Origin of the sequence: Nonomuraea sp. NPDC050680 (genome assembly GCF_040654555.1) — a bacterium.
GTDB lineage: Bacteria > Actinomycetota > Actinomycetes > Streptosporangiales > Streptosporangiaceae > Nonomuraea.
The window spans coordinates 96,069-115,914 of sequence record NZ_JBFAIF010000018.1 but is presented as its reverse complement, the minus strand read 5'-3'; the positions used below and the strand labels follow the sequence as shown (position 1 = coordinate 115,914).

The following is a 19,846-nucleotide window of genomic DNA, read 5'->3' as shown; positions in this document are numbered from 1 at the left end:
CTTGGGGTGACGTGATCTGTCTGGAGGAGACGCCAGGCTAGGCAGAAAAGTGCGTGCACGCAAGTTTGCGTGCGCGCACCCAGGCTGGGATGCTGAGATGGTGACGACAAGGCGAACCGGGTTGCGTGAGCAGAAGAAGCAGGCCACCCGGGAGGCGTTGAGCGCGGCGGCATTGCGGCTGGCCCTTGAGCGTGGACCGGACAACGTGCGCGTCGACGACATCGCCGAGGCCGTCGGCGTCTCATCCCGGACCTACAACAACTACTTCTCCAGCCGCGAACAGGCGATCGTCGCCGCCGTCAACAGCGAACGGGAAGCGCGGATCGCGGCGGCCGTGGCTGACCAGCCCGACGGCGTCGGCCTCGCGGCCGCGGTCATCGAGGCGATCGTGGATCAGTACACGGCTCCGGGCGTACCCAGCCGCGAGGCGCTGCTGCTGATCACCGCCCGTCCCGCGCTGCGCGATGCATTCGTCGATACCACCAGCGCGATCGAACATCCCCTCACCGACGCGATCGCCGGACGCCTCGGCGATATCGACCCGCACACCGCCCGCGTGCTAGCGGCGAGCGTGGCCGCCGCGGTCCGCGTCGCGATCGAACAGTGGCTGCGGACCACTGCCGCGTCCTTCACGGCCGGCGGGCTCGTCGTGCCGTCCGGCTCGCTACCGGACCTGCTGCGCACCACACTCGCACCACTCGCGCCCGCACTCGACGCCGCGGAGCAACGGGCACGCCGCCGGGATCAGTGAGCTGCTTCCTGGTTATGGGAGCGTTGCCGGGTGACTACGCCGGATGGGAGCAAGTGATGCGGACCCGACGAGGTGCCCGGATTGTGCTGCTGGATCAGGACGATCGGATTCTGATGATCCGGCACAGGAACGACGGCGCCATCGTCGTCCCCGGGTTTCCGGTCCGGGAGTTGTTCTGGGTGCCCCCAGGCGGAGGATTGAAGGAGGACGAGGACTTCCTTCAGGCCGCCCGTAGAGAGCTGCTGGAGGAGACCGGACTGACGGAGGTCGAGTGGGGGCCGTGCCTGTGGACTCTCGACGCGGACGTCCGGTGGGGCGGCGAACCCGTACACATGCACGAGCGATACTTCCTTGCGCGGCCGCGCGGCACGCAGACCATCACCCGCGCCTACCTGGAGCCGGGCGAACAGCAGGCCATCATTGACCACCGATGGTGGTCCTTGGCGGAGCTTGTCGCAGCCGAGACCACAGAGACCCTGCGGCCTGTGGGGCTTGCGGAGCTGTTGGCCGAGGTGCTGGCCGTTGGGGGACGTCCGTCAGGCGAGCCGCGTGCCCTGCGTACGTAGGCCGGGATGGAGGCTGATGCCGGCCTGGGGAGACGAGCGGGTTGGTCTCGCTCGTCTCCCCGGAGACGTCACGGCAGCAGTGCGGCGGCCTTGACCTTGTGCAGGTGGATCACGATGTCGAAGGACTTGCCGAGGGCGGCCTTGGTGGCCTGGTCGGGTGACCAGAAGCCGCCGCCGATCAGGCGGGTGGAGCGGGGCTCGGCGAGCCAGGCGCGGGCGGGCTGCGGTGCGGTGCGGGTGTCAAGGATGAAGTCGCGGCATTTCTGGGAACGCGCCACGCTCCGGAGCCGAACATGATCGTGCTTGGCTAGGGTGAAGGCATGTTTTGACGCTTGCCCGGAAGTCGGGCACCCCCATGACCTCCTTCGTATCCCGAACAACCCGGAACCCACGAAGGAGACACCTGACATGAGCACGTCGATCCCCGTCAACGTTCCCGACGCGTTCGCCGTGTCGTACGGCGAGAACAACGCGTCCGGCCGTGCCTGGATCGCCGAGTTGCCCCGGCTGGCCGCGGACTTCCTGGACCGATGGACGCTGCGACCGGACGGCCCCCCAGAACACGGCATGGCCTCGCTCGTGCTGCCGGTGATCGGCGCGGATGGTGCGCCCGCGGTGCTGAAGTTCCAGCAAGCAAGCGAAGACAACGCCGGTGTCGCGCTCGGTCTGCGGGTATGGAACGGCGACGGCGTGGTGCACCTGCTCGACCACGACCCGGACACCGGCACCATGTTGTTGGAGCGACTGGACGCGGCCCGGTCGCTGTCATCGGTGGTAGACGACGATGCCGCCATGCAGATCCTCGCCGAGCTGCTGGCGCGCCTGGTCGCGGTGCCCGCCCCACCCGGTCTGCGGCATCTTTCCGACATCGCCGCCGTCATGCTGGACCAGGTTCCACGCGCTGTACTGGCGTTGCGCGACCTGGCCGAGCAACAGCTGGTACGCACCTGCGCGTCCGCCGTGGCCGAATTGGTCGGCGAACCTGGCGACCGCCTGCTGCACTGGGACCTGCACTACGACAACATCCTTGCCGGGCAACGGGAACCATGGCTGGCCATCGACCCAGAACCGCTGGCCGGCGACCCCGGGTTCGACCTGTGGCCGGCGCTGGACAGCCGATGGGAGGAGGCGGTGGTGGCCACCGGCGACGTGACCCGTACGGTCCTCCGCCGCTTCGACCTCCTCACCGAGGCGCTCGGCCTGGACCGGCAGCGGGCGACCGGGTGGACACTTGGCCGCATCCTGCAGAACGCCTTGTGGGACATCGAGGACGGCAAGTCCACGCTGGAACCGGCCCAGGTCGCCCTTGGCACGATTCTGCTACGCCGATAGGCAAGGGGTCGCGCCACGCCCCTGCCCGGACGCCAAACGGAAGTACGTAGGCTGGCGGGATGATCTACGTCAAGACGCCCCTTACCCGTGAGATCCGCGAAGCCGTGGCCCTGACCTGGGGCGTCACGGGAGAGGGGGAGGGGGAGCGGTTGCACGGCGGAGAGGAATCCGCCGCCTACCGTCTCGACGGGCACGTCATCCGCGTCGGCCCGGCGTGGCGCGCCGCCGCCGAGTCGGAATGGTGCCACGCGATCGCCCGGCACGCCGCCGCCAGTCTCCCCGAGGCGGTCGCCCCGCTGCCGGCTGCCGAAGGGAGGACGGTCATCGTCATGGGCGGCCGCCCGATCTCCTGCTGGCCGTACGTCGAGGGCGCCTGGCCGGACTCCGGCATCCCGGCCCAACGCGAAGCCGGTGCTCGTCTGCTGGCCAGGCTTCACAGGTCCCTGGCCGGCTTCCGCCCCGGCCCGCGCCCGGTGCCCGCTTTCCAGGAGTCCGGCCTGTACGGCGATCCGCCCCAGGACGCCGCCGAGCTGGCCGACCCCGACCTGGACCGCTGGCTGGCCGCCTTCCACGCCGAGCACCCCGTCCGTCACCCCCTGCACGGCGACTACTACACCGGCAACACCCTGGCCAGGGACGGCCGGATAGTGGCGGTTCTCGATTGGGACGAGACCTTCGTCGGCGCCCCTGAGCTGGAGCTGGCCGCCGCCGCCCTGGAATGGGGCGACGACCTGGCCGGGCCGAGCGAGGAGTTCGTGGCTGCCTACCACGAGGCGGGCGGCACGGCAGCCCGTCTGGACGGGAAGTCGCTCGCTCAGCTCGTCAGGCACAAGCTCCGCAGGGAGCATGCCTACTTCCACAAGGCCGTCCGCTCGGGGGTCACGCACGACGAGGCGGACGTCGAATACCACCGCGGCCGGGTAGAACTGTTCCACCGGCTGCGCCCCTGACAGCGGCCGGCAGAGATCCGGGAGCCCTCGGGCATCGTCATCGGCGTGACGAACGTACTGATCGTCTGTTCCGGGCCGGTGCTGCTACCTGCGGGGGCTTTGTCCACGGCCTGCGGTCCCCCGCCCCGCCCCGCGGACTGGAACAGGTCTTGGAGCGGGGCGCCGCGGCTGTGTGAGGTTGTTCTCAGGATCCGAACTCACGAATTCGAAGAGGGCCGGTCGCGTTGAGGCTGTCCTGGGCTCTTGCCCACGCTTGGTCGAAAGCGTCGAGAGTCAGCGGCTCGGGGTTGTGACCTTCCCACTCATGGACAGGTCGCTCGGCTATTCGGTCGTAGACGGCTCCGTATCGTCTGACCTCTCCGCGCTCGAAAACTGCCTGCCATTCGGCCAGGGAGGCGGCGGCGAAAGGCCGCTCGTCGGGGCCCCGGAATTCGATCTGTCGAGTCACCCAGCCTTCGTCGTCGGCCTCGATGTATAACGAGATGTCTTCTTCGTCCCAGCGGCTGCGGAACCAGTGCGTCATCGTGGCATTCCTCCTGGGGCGAGTGGGAGGGAGCTTCCCGGAGTGGGGTGGGTGGCGCGAAGTTGCTCATTCTTGAGGCCGAGCGCCTTGACGCCTCGGGAAAGCCCGTCAACGTCGGCTTTCATTTCCGGGATCATCGAAAATCAAACCCGTCACCGACTAACTTCAACCATTGGGAAACGATCGCTGGGTTCGCCTATTCCAGCGACGATGCAACGCGCCGCTGCCTCGCGACGACTCCCGTGGTCTGCCTCGGCTCTGGTACTCAGGCGCGTGCGGAGTATGGGCCTACCGAGAACGCCGGAAGCAAGTCAGTCAAGAGTACGGTCGAGCCGTGACCACATACCGGAGTGAGGTTGATCAGACATCTCCATAAGCATCCAATTCAGACGGCATGAATAGACCCGTCCACCTGCCTCCGGATAACCGGCGTTCCGCTCCTAACAGAGATGGCAGATCGACAAACTACCGGTGTACGTATCACATCAAGACTTGATCAAGCCGCTTTCCCCGCAGATACCAGCATTACACGGGCGGCCGACGTATCGAACTCCTCGCGCCCGGGAGCTGTGCGCCTGCCGAAAACGCCATCCATGCAGCTGAGCATGCCGTAAGTGGCGTTCATTCCAGAGCAGGCAGACTGCACCCACCGCTCCATGACCGAGTTCATGCGAGACATGCGAACGCCGGTGAGCACCATCTGGATATCGGGCGTCGGTGAGGATCTGCTCCATGAGGGCCGGGAACGAGGACGATATCAAGGTCATCCGACGTGTCCGCCTTGGCGGGCTGATCCACGAATACGCGCAGGTTGCATAGGGTGGCCGAGTTCTTGGCATCCACAGGCGAACGCTCAGAACGGCGGTGCCTGGGGTAGACGCAGGCAAAAGCAAGCGCCTCCTTGTTCGCCTGGTTCGAAGTAGGTGTCGCCACCGTTGGCCTGGGCCAGGCTTTGGACGATCCACAGACCCAGCCCCGAGCCCTCGGTCTCCCGCTGGGTGCGCGATTCACGGCTGAACCGCTCGAACAGGCTCGGCCGGAACTCTTCGGACACGCCGGGCCCGTTGTCGCACACCCGGATCTCCACGCCGTCCGGCTGCTCGGCCACCCGTACCTCGAACGGCGGGGCTCCGTATCGGAAGGCGTTCTCCAGATAGTTGATCAACATCTCTGACAACTCGCTACGATCCACCAGAGCCCGGACTTGGGGATCGCACGACACGTACACGTCCTTGGGCCGATCGGCGAACTCGGCCAGCCGTTCGAGGATCACCTCCAGCACCGGCACCGGCTCCACAGAGAGCCGCACGGCGTTCGCATCGATCTTCGCCACGGTGAGCAGCTTCTTGACCAGTGCCTGGAGATTCGCCGTGCGAACCGCGATGCGGTCGAGGACGTCGGCACGCTCCTCGTCGGAAAAGCTCTCCTCGGGCTCACGCAGCATGTCCACCAGCAGGCCGATCCCCGCCAGCGGGTTGCGGACTTCATGGGCGACCACGGCGATCACCCTGCTGTGGCGTTCGAGTTCTGCTTCGAGCTGCTGTTCGGCCTCGCGCCGGAGAGTGACGTCGCGCAACGCGGCGACGTACAGGTGTTCTCCTGACACCGTCGCGGTGGTGGCGCGCATCTCGACCACTCGCGTCTGGCCGCTGGGCAGCATCAGGTCGATCTCGGTCGATTCGCCGTTGACGACCGGGTAACCGAACGGGGTGCCGATGAGTTCGTCCGACGGCCGGCCGAGCAGTTCCTCGGCGGCGGGGTTGCAGATCCGGATCGCACCGTCCTCGTCGACCGCGACGATCCCGTCCGCCAGCGCCGCCATGACCATACGTCCGGCGTCACGCCCGGGATCGGAGAGGCGCATCGGTTCGGTGTTCGGCCTCTCCGCGCTGTCGCTGGGCTCACGCATCAGCTCTCATCCTGGTCCCCGGCCGTTGCGCGGTCTGGGTCGGTCGGCCACTCCGGGTGGCGTGGCAGTACGACGGCGTCGGAGAGCATGTGGAAGGCTTCGGTATAGGGGTCACCGATGTGCATACCGGCACCGTCGATGGCGACCTGCCGGATGGTGTGGTCATGTGCCGAGCCGCGCGTCTGCAGGACGGCGATGGCACGCCGGACCACACCCGCTCCTTCGATGTAGGGCAGCAGGATCGTCACGTCGGCGATGCTGGCGACGTCCATGATCGGCGCTGTGAACATCGACGTTCCCCCGCCGGTCGGTGCGGAGGTGAACAGGGTCGTGATCTCGTGCTGCCGCACGACCCCGCCCAGTGCGATGACGAAATCCAGCAGTGTCCGCGGCGTCGCTCTCCGCTCAAGGGCGGAGAGACCGTCGATGATGAGCCGAGCCGGGGCAAAGTCCGCGGTGTCCCTCCTGATACGCAGGAAATGATCCTCCACTGAGGCCACTTCCGGGTACGTGGCAGTTACTCGGAGCAGTCCCGACGCCTCCATGACGTCCAAGTCCAGACCCCAGCCAGCGGCGTTGCGGCCGAGTTGCCCGCGAGTCTCGTCGAAGGCATGGAAAAGGCAGCGTTCGCCCGCCCGGAACGCGGCATCGGCGAACTGCAGAGCCGCCAGGGTCTTTCCGCCGCCGTACGACCCGATGAGCAGGACGACCGCGTCCCGGAAGACACCACCGCCCACCATGGCGTCCAGCTCGATGTTCCCGGTAGAGACCCGCTCCTGCGATGCCCGGTCACGTGGCACGAGGAACGCGACCGGGATGATGACCAGCCCGTCTTTCGGGTCGATGGTGAACAACCACTCCCCGGTGCGGTGAGTGGTGCCGCGGAACTTGACAATCTCGATCGTCCGGTGTCGTCTTTCGTTCCGCATGACGTTCCGCATGATCATGACGTTATCGAATACGAACTCCTCTATGCCTTGCCGGGTAATGTGGCTGTATTCTGCGTCGCGTTCGGCGGTCAGGACCGATGTGACCTCGAGCGACTCCAAGACCCGGGCGAGCCGATACAACTCACGGCGAATGAGTTCCCGATCGTCGAAACGCATGAAGACCGCGCCGAGCGAATCCAAGGAGACCCGTTTGGCGCCGATCTGACGCACGGCGCGATCGACGCGGGCCATCAGCGCGCCCAGGTCGTACGTCCCCACGGTGGGCGTCTGCTCACCGGCCTCCGGCGAGGCATCGACGAACGTCCACTTTCCCTCGGCCTCCCAGCGTGCGATGTCGAAGCCCAGGGAGCCGACGTTGCGGCGGAGGTTCTCAGGTGTCTCGTCGAAGGCGACGAACACGCCGGGGTCACCGAAACCGGCGATGCCCCGGGCGAGGAACTCCAGGCAGAACAGCGTCTTCCCGGTGCCGGTCGTGCCGGCCACGAGGGTGGACCGACCGGCAGGAAGCCCTCCGATGGCGATGTCGTCGAAGCCATTGATACCGGTCGGTGTCCGCCCGACCGTGGCACTGCCCATCATTGCGCCTGCCCTTCTGGGGACGATCTGCCCACCTCAGGAAGGCCGAGCAAAGCTGCAGCCCGAGCCTGATCGGACAGATCTCCGATAACCCGGAAACGTGGGAGCGGCTTGGTCCTGATCACGATTGGGATGGCCAGAATCCGCTCCTCCTCCGCGAGATCCGGTTGTTCGGCTGCATCGATGACCTCGATCTCATGGCAGCCGGGAAGATAGGTGTCACACAGGGCCCGCAGATTCGCCACCGCGGCCAGCGACCGCGGTGTCTGCCCTACCACGTACAACCTGAACGAGTAGGTCGCCATCGGCGTCAACACCGCCGTGCCGCCAGGAACTCGTGTTCCGACCCGGCCGGACTCCCATTCATGACGCCCCCTCGCCGCGCCGACCCGTGACGGCCGACACGCTCATCACGGCCCTGGCCGCTTGGGCCTGGTGCCTATGCGGCCGGTCGCCCCCCACCGGCGCCAGTCGGCCCCCATCAACCCCGGTATACCCCCGCTGACCGCCCGCTATCTGCCCGTCGATGTCGACCGGCGGCTTGGAGCACCCGCCGCCGCCGCGTCGGTCGAGCGGAGCCACCATGTCCTGTCCACTGGCCCAACGTGGACAGGCGCAGTTGCGAGGGTCAGCCGTACGGCGGATGCTTGAACCGGAGGTCTGGGAGGGACGCGAGCCCTACGGCTGAGCCTCGGACCTGCGCGCGGCCAGGAGGGCCCCTTGGACGGGCAATGTCCCACTGGGGAGATCGCCCGCAGGACCGCACAGAGCCCAGGCTTGAGCCGCTGCCTGAATCCGGTTCTGGTGAAAGGGGCCAACAGTGCCTGACAACTGCGTACTGATCATTCGATTTCACTCACTAAGCGGCGAAGATATCTCCATGATCAGTAGAGATTTCGACGGAGAGCAGGGAGCGCTCGAGGTGATCGCTCGCGCTCTTGACGAGCAGCGCAGCCTGGTTTTGACCCGCGCTAGGTACGACCGGGAGACCGAGACGAACGGCGTGGTCATCAACCTGGCCAACGTGGTTTTGGTGCGGGTGTCGAAGACAGACAGCGCTGAGGCGGGGCAGTACCTGTAGCGGGGAAGCCGGCCCCGCGATTGACACCACTCCTGGCACCTTTGCGGCCGTCCTGGAATCGGCAACTCGATTGACGAGGAATCGGGTTCGGTCGGTTGTAGTGTTGTATGAAGGTCGTGCACTCTCATGTGCAACGGCCTGGAAGGGGCGACCCCGGCGCGAACACGCCGGGGTCGTTTTCGCGTCCAGCGAGCCCATGTTCACTGTGACGCCGGTCGGCACGGCAACGCGGTCCAGGCCCGTGATGCGCCACGCCGCGCTGCGGCCTGGAGGCCGGTCACGGCGCGGGCGCCGCGCGGACATCGCCGTAGTCACACCGCGCCACACCCAGCCAACTCACCGACCGCCGACACGCCGCCGCCTGCCAGGATGCCGCCATGACCGACGAGTAGCAGCTAGCCCAGCTTGACGACCTCATCGCCCATGAGCAGATCATCCGAAGCATGCCGACGCCGCCACCCTCGACGACCACTTCGAGATGGGGCTCACCGCGATACTGAGTGGCTTCGAACAGTCCACCCGCTGAAAAGGCCGTCGCACAAGCGCGGGAATCATCCGTAAAACCCGCTGCACCGGATCCTCACATTTACTGCGCATTGTGCGCATAGGTGTCTGCTTGTATTGCGACGTGATCGATCGAAGAACGCCGCGTGCCGGCAATCTGCGCTGGATGATGGGGTGCGCGTTCCCGCTGATCATCGCTATAGCATGCGCGATATTCGGCACCTTCTTCGACACTTTCTTGGTGGCCAGGTCGCAGCTCTACTGTCTTGGCGACCTGAGCGCGGGAGAAAAATTTGCCGGATTCTTCTGGGATTTGACCAGAATTCTCCTCTTCCCGGTCATTTCGGCGCTGTCGGCACTTGTGTCGCTGCCATTCCAACTGCTGGCCCGGCTTCCTCGACTGGCCGGCCGCATCTGGCTGGAACTCATCTTGCTGGCTCTCACCATCGCCGTCTCGGCCGCTGGGCCGGTAGCGATGGTTCTGTACGACGTGGCCACCGAGGGCACGCCAGGTGACTGCGTTCTGCCGTGGTGGCCATCGTGGCTTCCCGCGTAGATCAGGAGCCGTGGACCGTCGTTCGAGGTTGACCCGCCGACCGGCGACCCGCCGGCCTGGCGCGGGCGGGCTTCGGCGGGGAGGTGAGAGCCGTATTGACATTATGCAGGCAAATGCCTGCATGATGGAGACGTGAGCCTCGAAGCGAGAGCGATGGACTCGGTCTTCAAAGCACTGGCCGACCCCACCCGACGACTGCTGCTCGACCGACTGCGCGAGCACAACGGCCAGACACTGAGCGAGCTGTGCGAACGCTTGAACATGGCGCGCCAGTCAGCGACCCAGCATCTCGACGTCCTTGAGCGGGCCAACCTCGTCACCGTCGTACGACGCGGACGGGAGCGGCTGCACTATCTCAACCCGGCACCTATCCACGAGATCGAGGAGCGGTGGATCTCGGGGTTCGACAAGCCGCGCCTGCGAGCGCTCAGTGCCATCAAGAACCAGGCAGAGGAGTACGCCATGACCACAGCACCCACCTACGTCTATGTCACCTACATCCGCGCAAGCGCTGAGCAGGTGTGGCAAGCCCTGACGGACGCGGACCTGACGGCGCGCTACTGGGGGCACGCCAACGTTTCAGACTGGCAGCCGGGCTCGACCTGGGAGCACCGGCGCGTCGACGGATCAGGCGTCATCGATGTCGTCGGTCGAGTGATCAAGACCGAACCCCCGACGCGCCTGGTCATCACCTTCGACGACGCCCCCGACGCCGAATCGCCGAGAGAGCCGTCGGTCGTCACCTTTCTCGTCGAACCACACCAGGACATCGTCCGCCTCACCGTGACCCACGAGAATCTCCCCAACCAGGAGATGCTCACCGGCATCTCGCAGGGATGGCCGGCCGTGCTGGCGAACCTCAAGTCGCTGCTGGAGACCGGCGAGGTCCTTCCGCAGGCGCCATGGGACATGTAACGCGCGCATGCCTGAGACCCGTTCATCCCCGCCCACGACCGCGGAAAGAAGACCTTGATGGACACCATCCCCCTGCGGGACGCCTACCGTGCGCTGCTGGAGGCCGCTGCCACCGTGGCCGACTCCGGCGATCCCAGCCGCCTCCCGCCGGCCGGTGAGTGGAACGCCGACCAGATCCTGGCGCACGTCTCCATCGTCAACGCCGCCACCATCGCCGCCGCCTCCGCCATCGCTTCGGGAGCGAACACGACCTACGACAACCGCTTGGCGCTCGACACCTGGACCATCGAACGCCTCATCGCGCTCGCCGGCGGCAACGTCGGGCTTCGAGAGCGCATCCGCCGCCAAGCGGACGCCCTCTGCACGCTCGGGGGGCCGGCGCTGAGCGACGCCGAACTCGACACGCCGGTGCCCACCCGGCTCCTGTCGAAGGACATCGTCCTGGTCGATCAGCCCATGCCGCTGAGAGACCTCATCACCGGCCTCGCAGAGGCGGAGCTGCCGGGACACACGCGACAGCTCCTGGCCCTCCTGCCGAGCGGCACTGGGGCCGAAGCCGCAAGGTGATCTTCCGGCACCAGTCGGAGACTCGGCCAAAAGTGGTGCTGGTCAAGTCTGAAACGTGCCAGTGCCAGCTGCTTCATGACTGCTTGGGTGGGTGTCCCAGTCCACATGCACCTGCCTGAACGGGAATCATGTCCACCACCACACTGGCTCCGCCACGCCCGCCTCTCATCAGCTGGCTCGCGGTCACCTCGCTCATGCTGGGCATCTTCGCCATCGTCACCAGCGAAATCCTGCCCATCGGTCTGCTGACCTCCATCGGCGCGGACTTCGGCATCTCCGACGGCACCACAGGGCTGACCATGACCCTGCCCGGCATCGTCGCCGCGGTCGCCGCACCCACCGTCACGCTGACCACCGCGCGCCTGGACCGCCGCGTGATGCTGTGCGTGTTCATGGCGGTGCTCGCCGTGGCCGACGTGCTGGCGGCCGTGGCGACCTCCTACTGGGTGATGTTGATCTCCAGGGTGCTCGTCGGTCTCACCATCGGCGGCTTCTGGTCGATCGGGGCCGGGCTGGCCGGCCGTCTGGTGCCGCCGCACGTCGTCGGCACCGCCACCGCGGTGATCTTCTCCGCCGTGCCGCTGGGCTCCGTGCTCGGCGTACCGGCCGGGACCTTCATCGGCGATCTCGCCGGCTGGCGAAGCGCGTTCCTGGTGCTGGCCGCGCTGGCAATCCTGGTCCTGGCCGCCCTGGTGATGCTGCTGCCGCCGCTGCCCGCCCACCAGGTCACCAGCCCACGCGTCCTGCTCGACCTGCTACGCGCCCGGGGCGCCACCATCGCCCTGCTGGCCACTTTTCTCATCGTCTTGGCCCACTTCGGCACCTACACCTATGTCACGCCGTTCCTCCAGAACATCACCGGCCTGTCTCCCGTGGCCGTCAGCGCCGTTCTGCTGGCGTACGGCATCGCCGGAATCGCCGGCAATTTCCTGGCCGGCAAGGCCACCGCCACACGGCTGCGGGCCGCCTTCGTGACCTGCGGCTGTCTGATCGCGGCCACCACCCTGCTGCTGCCCTCGGTCGGCGGCACAACCGTCGGCGCCGTGGTGTTGCTCGTGGTCTGGGGCCTGGCCTACGGAGGCGTGCCCGTCTGCTCGCAGGCATCGTTCATCACCGCCGCCCCGCACGCGCCCGAAGCCGCCACGGTCGTCTTCACCGCCTCCTTCCAGGCGACCTTCGCCCTTGGCGCGTTCGTCGGCGGCCGCGTCGTCGACGCCTTCTCGGTCTCCACCGTGATGATCTGCGGCGGGCTGGCCGCTCTGCTGATGGCGGTATCCCTATGGTCGCTCAAAGCCCGCTGAGTGTGGCGACGGCGTGGAGATCCTGGGCAGGAAGCGTGCAAACGGGCGTATGGCTGAGGTACCGCGCCTACCGTCGCAGGTATGCGGACCGCGTAGCAGGGCCGTCCGTGCCCCGTTTGTGATCCGCCTACGGCATCATCGCTGACCATGAAGAAGATGATCACTGCTCTGGCGGCCTGCGCCGCCCTGTCCGCCGGCTTATCGGCGGTTGCCGCCCCCGCTCAGGCGGCGACCAAGGACCCCGTCAGCGCGCTGAAGGCCCAGCTCGTACCCGGGCACGGCGTGCGCTTCACCGAAACGGTCGCCTGGTCGGACGGCACGGACGAGCGCGAGATCCAGGACCGCAAGGGCGCCTTCCAGTTCGACAAGAAGGGCGTCGCCGCGTTCGACATCAACATCCACTGGGACGACGACACCTACGGGCGGCAACGGGCCGTCGGCATCGGCAATATCACGTACCACACCGGCGGCGTCATGCCCATGGTGCTCCCGGAGGGCAAGACCTGGTACAAGGTCAAGAGGTACGGGCTGCCCGACTCCTACGGCCAGATCCTCAATCCGGCCGAGCCCAAGACCTTGGCCGCACTGATCAAGCACGGCAAGTCGACGAAGAACTCCATCACCGGCACGATCACCTTCAAGGACCTCAAGCAGGCCTCGGCCTGGTGGGCGGGCGCGAAGGCGGCCAGCTCCTTCGACAGCACGAAGGTCTCCTACACCCTCACGCTCACCTCGGGGGGTCTGGTGAGCAGGGTGCAGAGCAAGTACACGGCGACGGAGACCGGGAGACAGGCCATGATCGCCGTGGACAGCCGCTACAGCGGGTGGGGCGCGAAGGTGTCGGTCAAGGCGCCGGATCCCGCCAAGGTGACCACCGACTTCCGCTGACCCCACTTCCGCTTCCTTGCTCAACCTCGGACTCAGCGTCCTGGGAATCTGTCGTGCCCGCCGGCGGGAGCCGCGTAGTGCTCGGCGATCTCGTCGCTTGTCGTCAGCCATACGTCGGGGTGATTGGAGATGTACTCGAGCGCCTGGTCGAGGTATTTCGCCCGGAACGCCTGGCCGATGACGAACGGGTGCAGCGCCAGTGCCATGACGCGCCCGCTCTCCGCTGATTCGGCACAGAGCTGGTCGACCTGGTCCTTGACCATCTGCACGAAGTCGCCGCCGCTCCTGCCGTGCATGGTGAAGATGCCCAGGTCGTTGAGTTCGAGCGAGTACGGCACGCTCAGCATTCCCGGGACGTTCAGCCGGTACGGCTGGTCGTCGTTGGTCCAGTCCAGCACGTAGCTCAGGCCGAGCTCGGCGAGCAGGGACGGCGTCTGAAACGTCTCGGTGAGCGCGGGACCCAGCCAGCCACGGGGCCGCCGCCCCGTGGCCTTCTCCACGGTTTCGACGACCTCGGCCAGGTAGGCGCGTTCATCGTCGACGTCGGCCTGGAAGGTGGAGTTGTTCTTGCCGTGGGCGAGCCACGCCCAGCCGCGGGCGTTGCCCGCCTCGATGATCTGGGGATAGTGCTCGCACACGTCGGCGTTGAGCAGCACGCTCGCCCGGATGGCGTACCGGTCGAGGACCTCCATGACGCGCCAGATCGCCACCCGCGGTCCGTAGTCGCGCCAGCCGTAGTTCAGCGGATCCGGTACGAGAGTCGCGGTCGCCTCGTTGATGCTGGTGGAGGGGCGGTCGATCATGAAGTGCTCGACGTTCAGACCCACGTAGAAGGCGACGCGGGCGCCGCCCGGCCAGCGGATCGGTTCGCGGCCGACGATCGGGCTGTAGTCGAACAGGGTGTTCTGCATGGTGTTCCTCCACAGGGGGTTGCCTGTCGATGAAGGTAGAAGTTCGAGCTGCGGGCCAGGAGGGCCGGAGGCGTCACGAGGAGGGCCGAAGGCGTCATCTCCGTTGCGACATATCCTGCTTTTCGGTATGTCATACCAAGGGTGTCGGCACCGTCCCTTGGAGATAGATCGGCCATGGTGAACCACGCGATGCACGACGGTGGCGCGGTGAGCGACACGATGAAGGGCACCGTCTCGCCCCATTTGGCCCGCCTGCTGGTCCGTGCGGGCATCGCGGCGGGCCTGGATCGGTCGCGCCTGGTCGGCGTACCCGGTCTGGCCGTACTGGATGAGGACGGGATCCGCATCCCCACCGCCACCATCCTGCGGATCTGGGAACTGGTCTCCGGCCCGGTGTGGGCGGCGGGCGGCAGTGACAAGGTCATGGAGCTGTGGCAACCGGGCGCGCTGGGCGTGTGGGACTACCTGTTCTCCGCCTCGAACACCCTCGGCGACGCGTTCCGCATGGCCGCCCGTCGCTTCACCGCCATCGCCGACCCCGCCGACCGGCTGACGGTCACTCGCCACGATGACGGGGTGACAGTCGCTTGGCAGGGTCCTTACCGCGACTACCCGGAATACGCGATGATCGCGGAGTTCGTCCCGTACATGCTGCTCATGCTGGCGAGCTCAGGGGCCGGTCGGCGGCTCACGCCGGTGTGGGTAGGGCTGCCGCGCCGCCCGGCGACAGCGCCCAAGCGCCTGGCCGCGCTGTACGACACCAGGCGCGTCGAGTACGAGGCCGCCCACCCGTCGGTCACGTTCGCCGAGGCCGACATCGACGCTCGCCTGCCGCGCGCCGACCCCGCACTCGCCGCGATCCTGGACAACCACGCGCACTTGTCCACCGCGGCCGCCCGTCCGGTGCGGGGCTGGCTCGACCGCTTCCACGCCGCGCTCGAGTCCGCCGTCGCCGACGGCCCACCAGGCCTCGATCAAGTCGCCCAGCGGCTGGCCATGAGCCCCCGCACGCTCCAGCGCCGCCTGCGCGACGAGGGCAGCAGCTGGCGAGAGGAACTGGAGAAGCTGCGCCAGCGGCGGGTGGACCGCCTGCTGCGGGAAACCACGCTGAGCGTGGAGTCCATCGCCGCGCGGGTCGGCTTCACCGACCCCCGGGCCCTGCGGCGAGCCATCCACCGCTGGTACGGCCACGGACCGGCCGCCATCCGCGCGAGCGGCCCAACATAGGTGCCGGCCGAAGCATGTGGTCAGGCGGTCGCCGTAGACGTGACCGCTCGTACTTACCTATCCCCGTCAGCCGTCGACAAGGACCGGGTGGCGGGGCGGGCCGTCGGCTCTCAGGTGGAGCGGTCAGCCGAAGCCATTGGGGCAGAGGAAGGCTCTGATGGCGCCTGGCGCGCTCTTGAGGAGTGCCGACTCGTTCTCCCGTGAGCAGAAGTCACTACCGATCTCGGCGTTGACGAATCGGCTCGCGTTCCGCTTCGCGATCAGGTCGATGCCGCCGACGCTCGGGGAGTCGAGCTCGGCCGCGACCCAGTAGCCCACGCACCGCTTGCGCGCGACCCTGGCGTCCTGCGGCAGGCCGCCGTTCAGCGCGGCGGCCTGCCGGAGAATCGAGCTCGCGGACGCGCACGGCACGCTGGTGGCCGAGCGGGGTGTGCTGGGGGACGCGCTCGCCTTCTCCTTTGTGGCGGGCGTTTCCTCGGGGGTTTCCGTCTCGGTGGGCGTCTCCTCCGGGGTCTCCCGCGTGCTGGTCGTCTCCTCGGGAGTCGGGGTCGGGGTCTCCGTCGTCTCCTCGGGGGTGGGGGTCGCGCTCGTGTCCGGCGTCAGGTTCTCCGCGGGCGTGGACGCGGGAGGGTCGCTCAGGCTCCGGAATGCCTCCGGTATCCCCTCCGAGCCCACCCAGACCAGCGCGCCGATGGCCACGACCGTCGCCAGGACGGCGGCGGCCAGCCGCAACGGCACGCGATTGGCCGGCGGTGATACCGGCGGCGGCATGACGACCGTGCCGGACCTGGGTGGGGGTGGCATGGGGATCGTGCCCGACCTGGGCGGGGGCGGCATGGGGGTCGTGCCCGCCGTGAGTGGGGTTGTGCCCGATTTGAGTGCGGTGATCTGGGCGAGCAGCTCGTCCGCGCCGGGCCGGGCCGTCCTATCCTTGGCGAGCGCGCTCCGTACCAGGTCGCGGACCCGCGTGGGCACCTGGGACAGGTCGGGGTCGACGCTCATGACGCGGTAGGCGAGGACGTCGGGGGCTCCGGTGCCGAACGGCGGTCGCCCGGTCGAGGCGTAGGCCATCAGGGCGCCCCAGGCGAAGACGTCGGCGGCGGCGTCCGCCTCATCGCCCCGGTACTGCTCAGGGCTGATCCAGCCGGGCGTCCCGATCAGTGCGCCGGTGCCCGTGAGCCCGCTCTCGTCGAGGGCCCGGGCGATGCCGAAGTCCAGGACCTTCGCGCCGGCGGCGGAGAGGATCACATTCCCGGGTTTGAGGTCGCGGTGCACGATGCCGGCCCGGTGGATGTCGGTGAGCGCCTCGGCGATGTCCACGCCGAACGAGAGCAGCTCGTCCGGCGGCAGCGGGGCGTTGTCCTGTACGTACGTGCTGACGGTCGGCCCAGAGACGAACTCGGTGGCCAGCCAGGGAGGCATCGCGGCGGTGTCGGCGGACAGCACCGAGACGGTGCAGCGCCCGCGCACCCGGGACAGGAGATCGACCTCGCGGACGAAACGGGCGAGAAACTGCGGATCAGCGGCTAACCCCGGATGGATGACCTTGACCGCGACCCGGGCGCCGTCGGCCGCGATCCCCGCATAGACCACGCCCATGCCACCGGCGCCCATGCGGCCCACGATCCGGTACGGACCGATCGCCTCGCGCTCGTCCTTCACCAGGGGGCCGAAGCCGCCAGGGTCACTCATCGAGGCTCCCGATCGCCGGATCATCGCAACAGCAGTGATCTTATTGACGAGTGCCCGGGTGTGTCTGCCCGCCCTCGGAGCGTGATCGTCGGCAGGGCGATCGCGAGCGGCTCGGTGGGGAATTGTCCGGCATTGACATCCATCTAGATCAATTCCGGGTACTCTGCCGCACGTGCGGCGATTGATCACATCCCGCGGGCTATGGCTCGCGCTTTTGGCGGCCATAGCGGCAGCGACGATCGTGGTGATCGCTCGCACTCGACGGCGCCCGGTCCAACAGGCTTCCGATACCTCTTCGATTCCGGCCCGGCCCGAGAATTCGCAGTGGCCGCCGGTTCCGATCCTCGGCACTCCCACTGCTGAGGATCTCCAGCGCTATGACGCCGAAAAGCCCTCCCTCTTCGACCGCCCCGAGTTCGACAGGTTTTTCGAACGCGGCGAACCGAGAGAGCCGCTGGACGACGCCACTCGACGCCGCCTGACTCGTTGGGGCATCGCCGTATTCGCGGTTATCATGCTGGCTCTCGGCACTCAAGTCCTTGAATCCGCCGTCTTCTCCAAGCCCTCATCTGACGTGACTTGGGGGCCATGCCTGGAAAGCACCTCGGACAGCCGTACGGACTGCTGGTTCGCCGGAAACGAGGAGGATTACGGTCAGGACGGCGATTACGTCTCTCAGCAGTCGGCAGACAGTGGAGAAACGCGGGTCCGTCTCGACGCGGACTGCCGGCCCCGGGCTGCCGAACCGCGCGTACGGAAAATCGACACGAAGGTCAAGCGGGCGGTGGACCGGCAGTGGCAGCGCATCGAGGACTGGCTGAGGACCAATGCTCCCCGGAGTTATCGCACCCTCGGTAAGCACGGAAACGCGAAAACCATCGCGGCTGCGGAGGCGTACATGGGCTTGCGATTCCCCGACGATCTGCGGGCCTCACTGCTGCGGCATGACGGGGCCGTCTACCTCAAGGACACCTGGCCCTTCGGCTTCCTGGGCAACTCGAACATGAGCGTCCGGGAAATGCGTGACACGTGGCGAGAGTTGTGCGACATCGATGGTGAGGAGGAAAGTGATGGGGAATTCTCCGATCCACGATCGGAATGGTGGGACGGGCGAATGCTCCCCGTCGGTGCCGACGGAATGGGCGACCATCTGGTGATCGACTCGGCGCGGAAGGACGTCGGCGACACCGACCATGAGGGCACCATGGACTTCACGCCGGGAGGCGTCCGGATCCGCTCGTTCTACGCCCTGCTGAAGACCACCGCCGACGCCATGGAGAAAGGCGGCTCCATCGGCTACTGGAAGCCCAAGGCAGTCGACGGTGAGCTCGACTGGGACATCCTCTGAGCGCCCGGTGAGGCGATCAGGGCGCCCGGCACAGGCATGATCGGTAGAGTCGCGCACCATGGGTGTTCTCGTCGATTACTTCACGGTGGACTCCGAGCAGTCCGCCCGGCTGGCCCTGTCCGGTGGGCCGGCGGCCTTGAATCTGCCGTACGTGGACTGCAAAGGCTGGCTCGACGAGCTCGACACGCTGGCCGCCGAGCTGAGCGGACGTGACCTCAGCGAGTTCGGTGACAGCAAGGCTGTCGTCGACGACGGTGAGTCGGCGGGCGTGGAGCTGGCGGCGCCCGAGACCACTGCCGCGCTCGCCGCCGTCGACGACGCGCGGCTGCGCGAGTACGCCGAGGAGGAACTGCTCGACGAGTTCGAGGTCGAACGCATCACGGGCCTGCGGGACCTGGCTCGCGAGGCGGTACGGCTCAATCAGGGGATGTATCGCTGGTCGTGCGTCTGAGCGCCTCGAACAGCTCCTCGCGGAGCGCGGGCGGCAGTTTCCGGCCCAGCTTCGAAGGGCTCACCAGCGCATGGTCGTCGTTGTACTCAAGCGCCCTCTCCACGAGGAACTCCAGGCTGAAGCGGGCCTGTTGCCGGTGACGTGGGTCCGGCCAGCGTTCCACCAAGGGCAGCGCCGCCGCCACCCGCGCGCTGATCCTGTCGAGGAGCGCGTAGCCGGGCAGACCGGGAAAGCGCTGGGCCCGCAGGTCGATGTGCTGGAAGGCGACGTCGTCGAGCTCCGCGCCGGTGAAGTCGTTGCCGGTGAAGTCATTGCGGTCCCTGCCCAGTGCCGCCTGGTAGTGGGTCGGACGGCCCCAGAAGTTGGCATCCCGCACGCGGCCGAGGAAGACGCAGTCGACGAACTCGGCTTCGGACGTGGACGTCTGGTCCCTCAGCCGGGACCCGTCGAACACGCACCTTTCAAACCGGACGTTGCCGAAGGAGGTGTACGGCGCGAATCGGGTGCGGCGGAACACGCAGTCGCGGAAGACCGACTGCGGCCAGCTGACGCGGTTCCACCACCCGCGCACGCGGGTGGCCCCCATCGACAGCTGTTCGAAGGTGGTGCCGGAGAAGTCGCAGCCTTCGAACTGGCTGCCATGGACGCTGAAGGAGGCGAAGTGAATCCCGGAGAAGTCCACGCTCACCAGCAGCGCCCTGTCGAAGGTCACACTGGACACTCCGGCGGGGAGGTCGAAACGCCGCTCGCGAAGTGCTCCTCGGGCGAGCCACGCAGGTCGCCACTTGTCTGGGCTCGCCTGGAGACTGAACTGCTCGGACGTGCTCATGTCAGCCGCCGGCTGCGGC

22 protein-coding genes are annotated in these 19,846 nt (G+C 67.3%); 14 read left to right on the top strand and 8 right to left on the bottom strand.

Annotation, left to right across the window (positions count from 1 at the left end):
• The first annotated feature begins 97 nt into the window (after positions 1–97).
• Entirely contained in the window at positions 98–751 is a 654-nt protein-coding gene (locus AB0H88_RS39975; protein ID WP_357653779.1) for a TetR/AcrR family transcriptional regulator, read from the top strand.
• Positions 752–807: 56 nt separating this feature from the next.
• A complete protein-coding gene (locus AB0H88_RS39970) occupies positions 808–1,317 on the top strand; it encodes an NUDIX domain-containing protein (RefSeq protein ID WP_357653778.1) in 510 nt (169 codons plus the stop codon).
• Between the two features lie 68 nt (positions 1,318–1,385).
• On the opposite strand, the gene AB0H88_RS39965 is transcribed toward AB0H88_RS39970, so the two are convergent.
• A complete protein-coding gene (locus tag AB0H88_RS39965; RefSeq protein WP_357653777.1) occupies positions 1,386–1,595 on the bottom strand; it encodes an erythromycin esterase family protein in 210 nt (69 codons plus the stop codon).
• A 130-nt stretch (positions 1,596–1,725) separates the two neighbouring features.
• Here AB0H88_RS39965 and AB0H88_RS39960 point away from each other — a divergent pair, with 130 nt between their 5' ends.
• Both AB0H88_RS39960 and AB0H88_RS39955 read left to right on the top strand, forming a co-directional pair.
• Positions 1,726–2,649, top strand: a complete 924-nt coding sequence (locus AB0H88_RS39960; protein ID WP_357653776.1) for an aminoglycoside phosphotransferase family protein — start codon at positions 1,726–1,728, stop codon at positions 2,647–2,649.
• 59 nt (positions 2,650–2,708) lie between these two features.
• A complete protein-coding gene (locus tag AB0H88_RS39955) occupies positions 2,709–3,599 on the top strand; it encodes a phosphotransferase (RefSeq protein ID WP_357653775.1) in 891 nt (296 codons plus the stop codon).
• A gap of 184 nt (positions 3,600–3,783) precedes the next feature.
• On the opposite strand, the gene AB0H88_RS39950 is transcribed toward AB0H88_RS39955, so the two are convergent.
• On the bottom strand, positions 3,784–4,122 hold the full coding sequence (locus tag AB0H88_RS39950) for a hypothetical protein (protein ID WP_357653774.1): 339 nt from the start codon (positions 4,120–4,122) through the stop codon (positions 3,784–3,786).
• Between the two features lie 47 nt (positions 4,123–4,169).
• On the opposite strand from AB0H88_RS39950, the gene AB0H88_RS39945 reads away from it, so the two are divergent.
• Entirely contained in the window at positions 4,170–4,460 is a 291-nt protein-coding gene (locus AB0H88_RS39945) for a hypothetical protein (protein ID WP_357653773.1), read from the top strand.
• Positions 4,461–4,975: 515 nt separating this feature from the next.
• Here the strand turns inward: AB0H88_RS39945 and AB0H88_RS39940 are convergent.
• From AB0H88_RS39940 to AB0H88_RS39930, 3 genes are read right to left on the bottom strand one after another with little or no spacing between them, the layout of a single operon-like run.
• Positions 4,976–6,031, bottom strand: coding sequence for an ATP-binding protein (locus tag AB0H88_RS39940; RefSeq protein ID WP_357653772.1), 1,056 nt, complete (start codon positions 6,029–6,031; stop codon positions 4,976–4,978).
• Positions 6,031–7,560 carry a circadian clock protein KaiC gene (gene kaiC, locus AB0H88_RS39935; RefSeq protein WP_357653771.1) on the bottom strand — a complete coding sequence of 510 codons (1,530 nt, stop codon included), beginning with the start codon at positions 7,558–7,560 and terminating at the stop codon, positions 6,031–6,033. Before kaiC ends, AB0H88_RS39940 begins: the two co-directional genes overlap by 1 nt.
• A complete protein-coding gene (locus AB0H88_RS39930; RefSeq protein WP_357653770.1) occupies positions 7,557–7,862 on the bottom strand; it encodes a circadian clock KaiB family protein in 306 nt (101 codons plus the stop codon). The genes kaiC and AB0H88_RS39930 overlap by 4 nt, the downstream gene beginning before the upstream one ends.
• 575 nt (positions 7,863–8,437) lie before the next feature.
• On the opposite strand from AB0H88_RS39930, the gene AB0H88_RS39925 reads away from it, so the two are divergent.
• The 6 genes from AB0H88_RS39925 (at position 8,438) to AB0H88_RS39900 (ending at position 13,369) form a co-directional block, all read left to right on the top strand.
• Positions 8,438–8,638, top strand: a complete 201-nt coding sequence (locus tag AB0H88_RS39925) for a hypothetical protein (RefSeq protein ID WP_357653769.1) — start codon at positions 8,438–8,440, stop codon at positions 8,636–8,638.
• Between the two features lie 628 nt (positions 8,639–9,266).
• The gene (locus AB0H88_RS39920) at positions 9,267–9,698 is read left to right on the top strand and encodes a hypothetical protein (RefSeq protein WP_357653768.1); all 432 of its coding nucleotides are present in this window, start codon (positions 9,267–9,269) and stop codon (positions 9,696–9,698) included.
• 132 nt (positions 9,699–9,830) lie between these two features.
• Entirely contained in the window at positions 9,831–10,613 is a 783-nt protein-coding gene (locus AB0H88_RS39915; protein ID WP_357653767.1) for a metalloregulator ArsR/SmtB family transcription factor, read from the top strand.
• A gap of 57 nt (positions 10,614–10,670) precedes the next feature.
• The gene (locus tag AB0H88_RS39910; RefSeq protein WP_357653766.1) at positions 10,671–11,180 is read left to right on the top strand and encodes a hypothetical protein; all 510 of its coding nucleotides are present in this window, start codon (positions 10,671–10,673) and stop codon (positions 11,178–11,180) included.
• A gap of 128 nt (positions 11,181–11,308) precedes the next feature.
• Positions 11,309–12,481, top strand: coding sequence for an MFS transporter (locus AB0H88_RS39905; protein WP_357653765.1), 1,173 nt, complete (start codon positions 11,309–11,311; stop codon positions 12,479–12,481).
• A 147-nt stretch (positions 12,482–12,628) separates the two neighbouring features.
• Positions 12,629–13,369, top strand: a complete 741-nt coding sequence (locus AB0H88_RS39900; protein ID WP_357653764.1) for a hypothetical protein — start codon at positions 12,629–12,631, stop codon at positions 13,367–13,369.
• Between the two features lie 32 nt (positions 13,370–13,401).
• On the opposite strand, the gene AB0H88_RS39895 is transcribed toward AB0H88_RS39900, so the two are convergent.
• Positions 13,402–14,280 (bottom strand): polysaccharide deacetylase family protein, encoded by an 879-nt coding sequence (locus AB0H88_RS39895; RefSeq protein WP_357653763.1) that lies wholly within the window; start codon positions 14,278–14,280, stop codon positions 13,402–13,404.
• Between the two features lie 174 nt (positions 14,281–14,454).
• Between AB0H88_RS39895 and AB0H88_RS39890 the strand changes: the two genes are divergently transcribed.
• Positions 14,455–15,507: a helix-turn-helix domain-containing protein gene (locus tag AB0H88_RS39890; RefSeq protein ID WP_357653762.1), complete on the top strand. Its 1,053-nt coding sequence runs from the start codon at positions 14,455–14,457 to the stop codon at positions 15,505–15,507.
• Positions 15,508–15,630: 123 nt separating this feature from the next.
• Here AB0H88_RS39890 and AB0H88_RS39885 read toward each other — a convergent pair whose 3' ends face one another.
• Positions 15,631–17,199, bottom strand: a complete 1,569-nt coding sequence (locus tag AB0H88_RS39885; RefSeq protein ID WP_357653761.1) for a serine/threonine-protein kinase — start codon at positions 17,197–17,199, stop codon at positions 15,631–15,633.
• 172 nt (positions 17,200–17,371) lie between these two features.
• Between AB0H88_RS39885 and AB0H88_RS39880 the strand changes: the two genes are divergently transcribed.
• Together AB0H88_RS39880 and AB0H88_RS39875 are read left to right on the top strand one after the other, a co-directional pair.
• Positions 17,372–18,547, top strand: coding sequence for an SMI1/KNR4 family protein (locus AB0H88_RS39880; protein ID WP_357653760.1), 1,176 nt, complete (start codon positions 17,372–17,374; stop codon positions 18,545–18,547).
• Between the two features lie 58 nt (positions 18,548–18,605).
• The gene (locus tag AB0H88_RS39875; protein WP_357653759.1) at positions 18,606–18,998 is read left to right on the top strand and encodes a hypothetical protein; all 393 of its coding nucleotides are present in this window, start codon (positions 18,606–18,608) and stop codon (positions 18,996–18,998) included.
• Here the strand turns inward: AB0H88_RS39875 and AB0H88_RS39870 are convergent.
• Complete coding sequence (locus tag AB0H88_RS39870) at positions 18,964–19,710, bottom strand: pentapeptide repeat-containing protein (protein ID WP_357653758.1); 747 nt, start codon at positions 19,708–19,710, stop codon at positions 18,964–18,966. The genes AB0H88_RS39875 and AB0H88_RS39870 overlap by 35 nt on opposite strands.
• Positions 19,711–19,846: the final 136 nt, after the last annotated feature.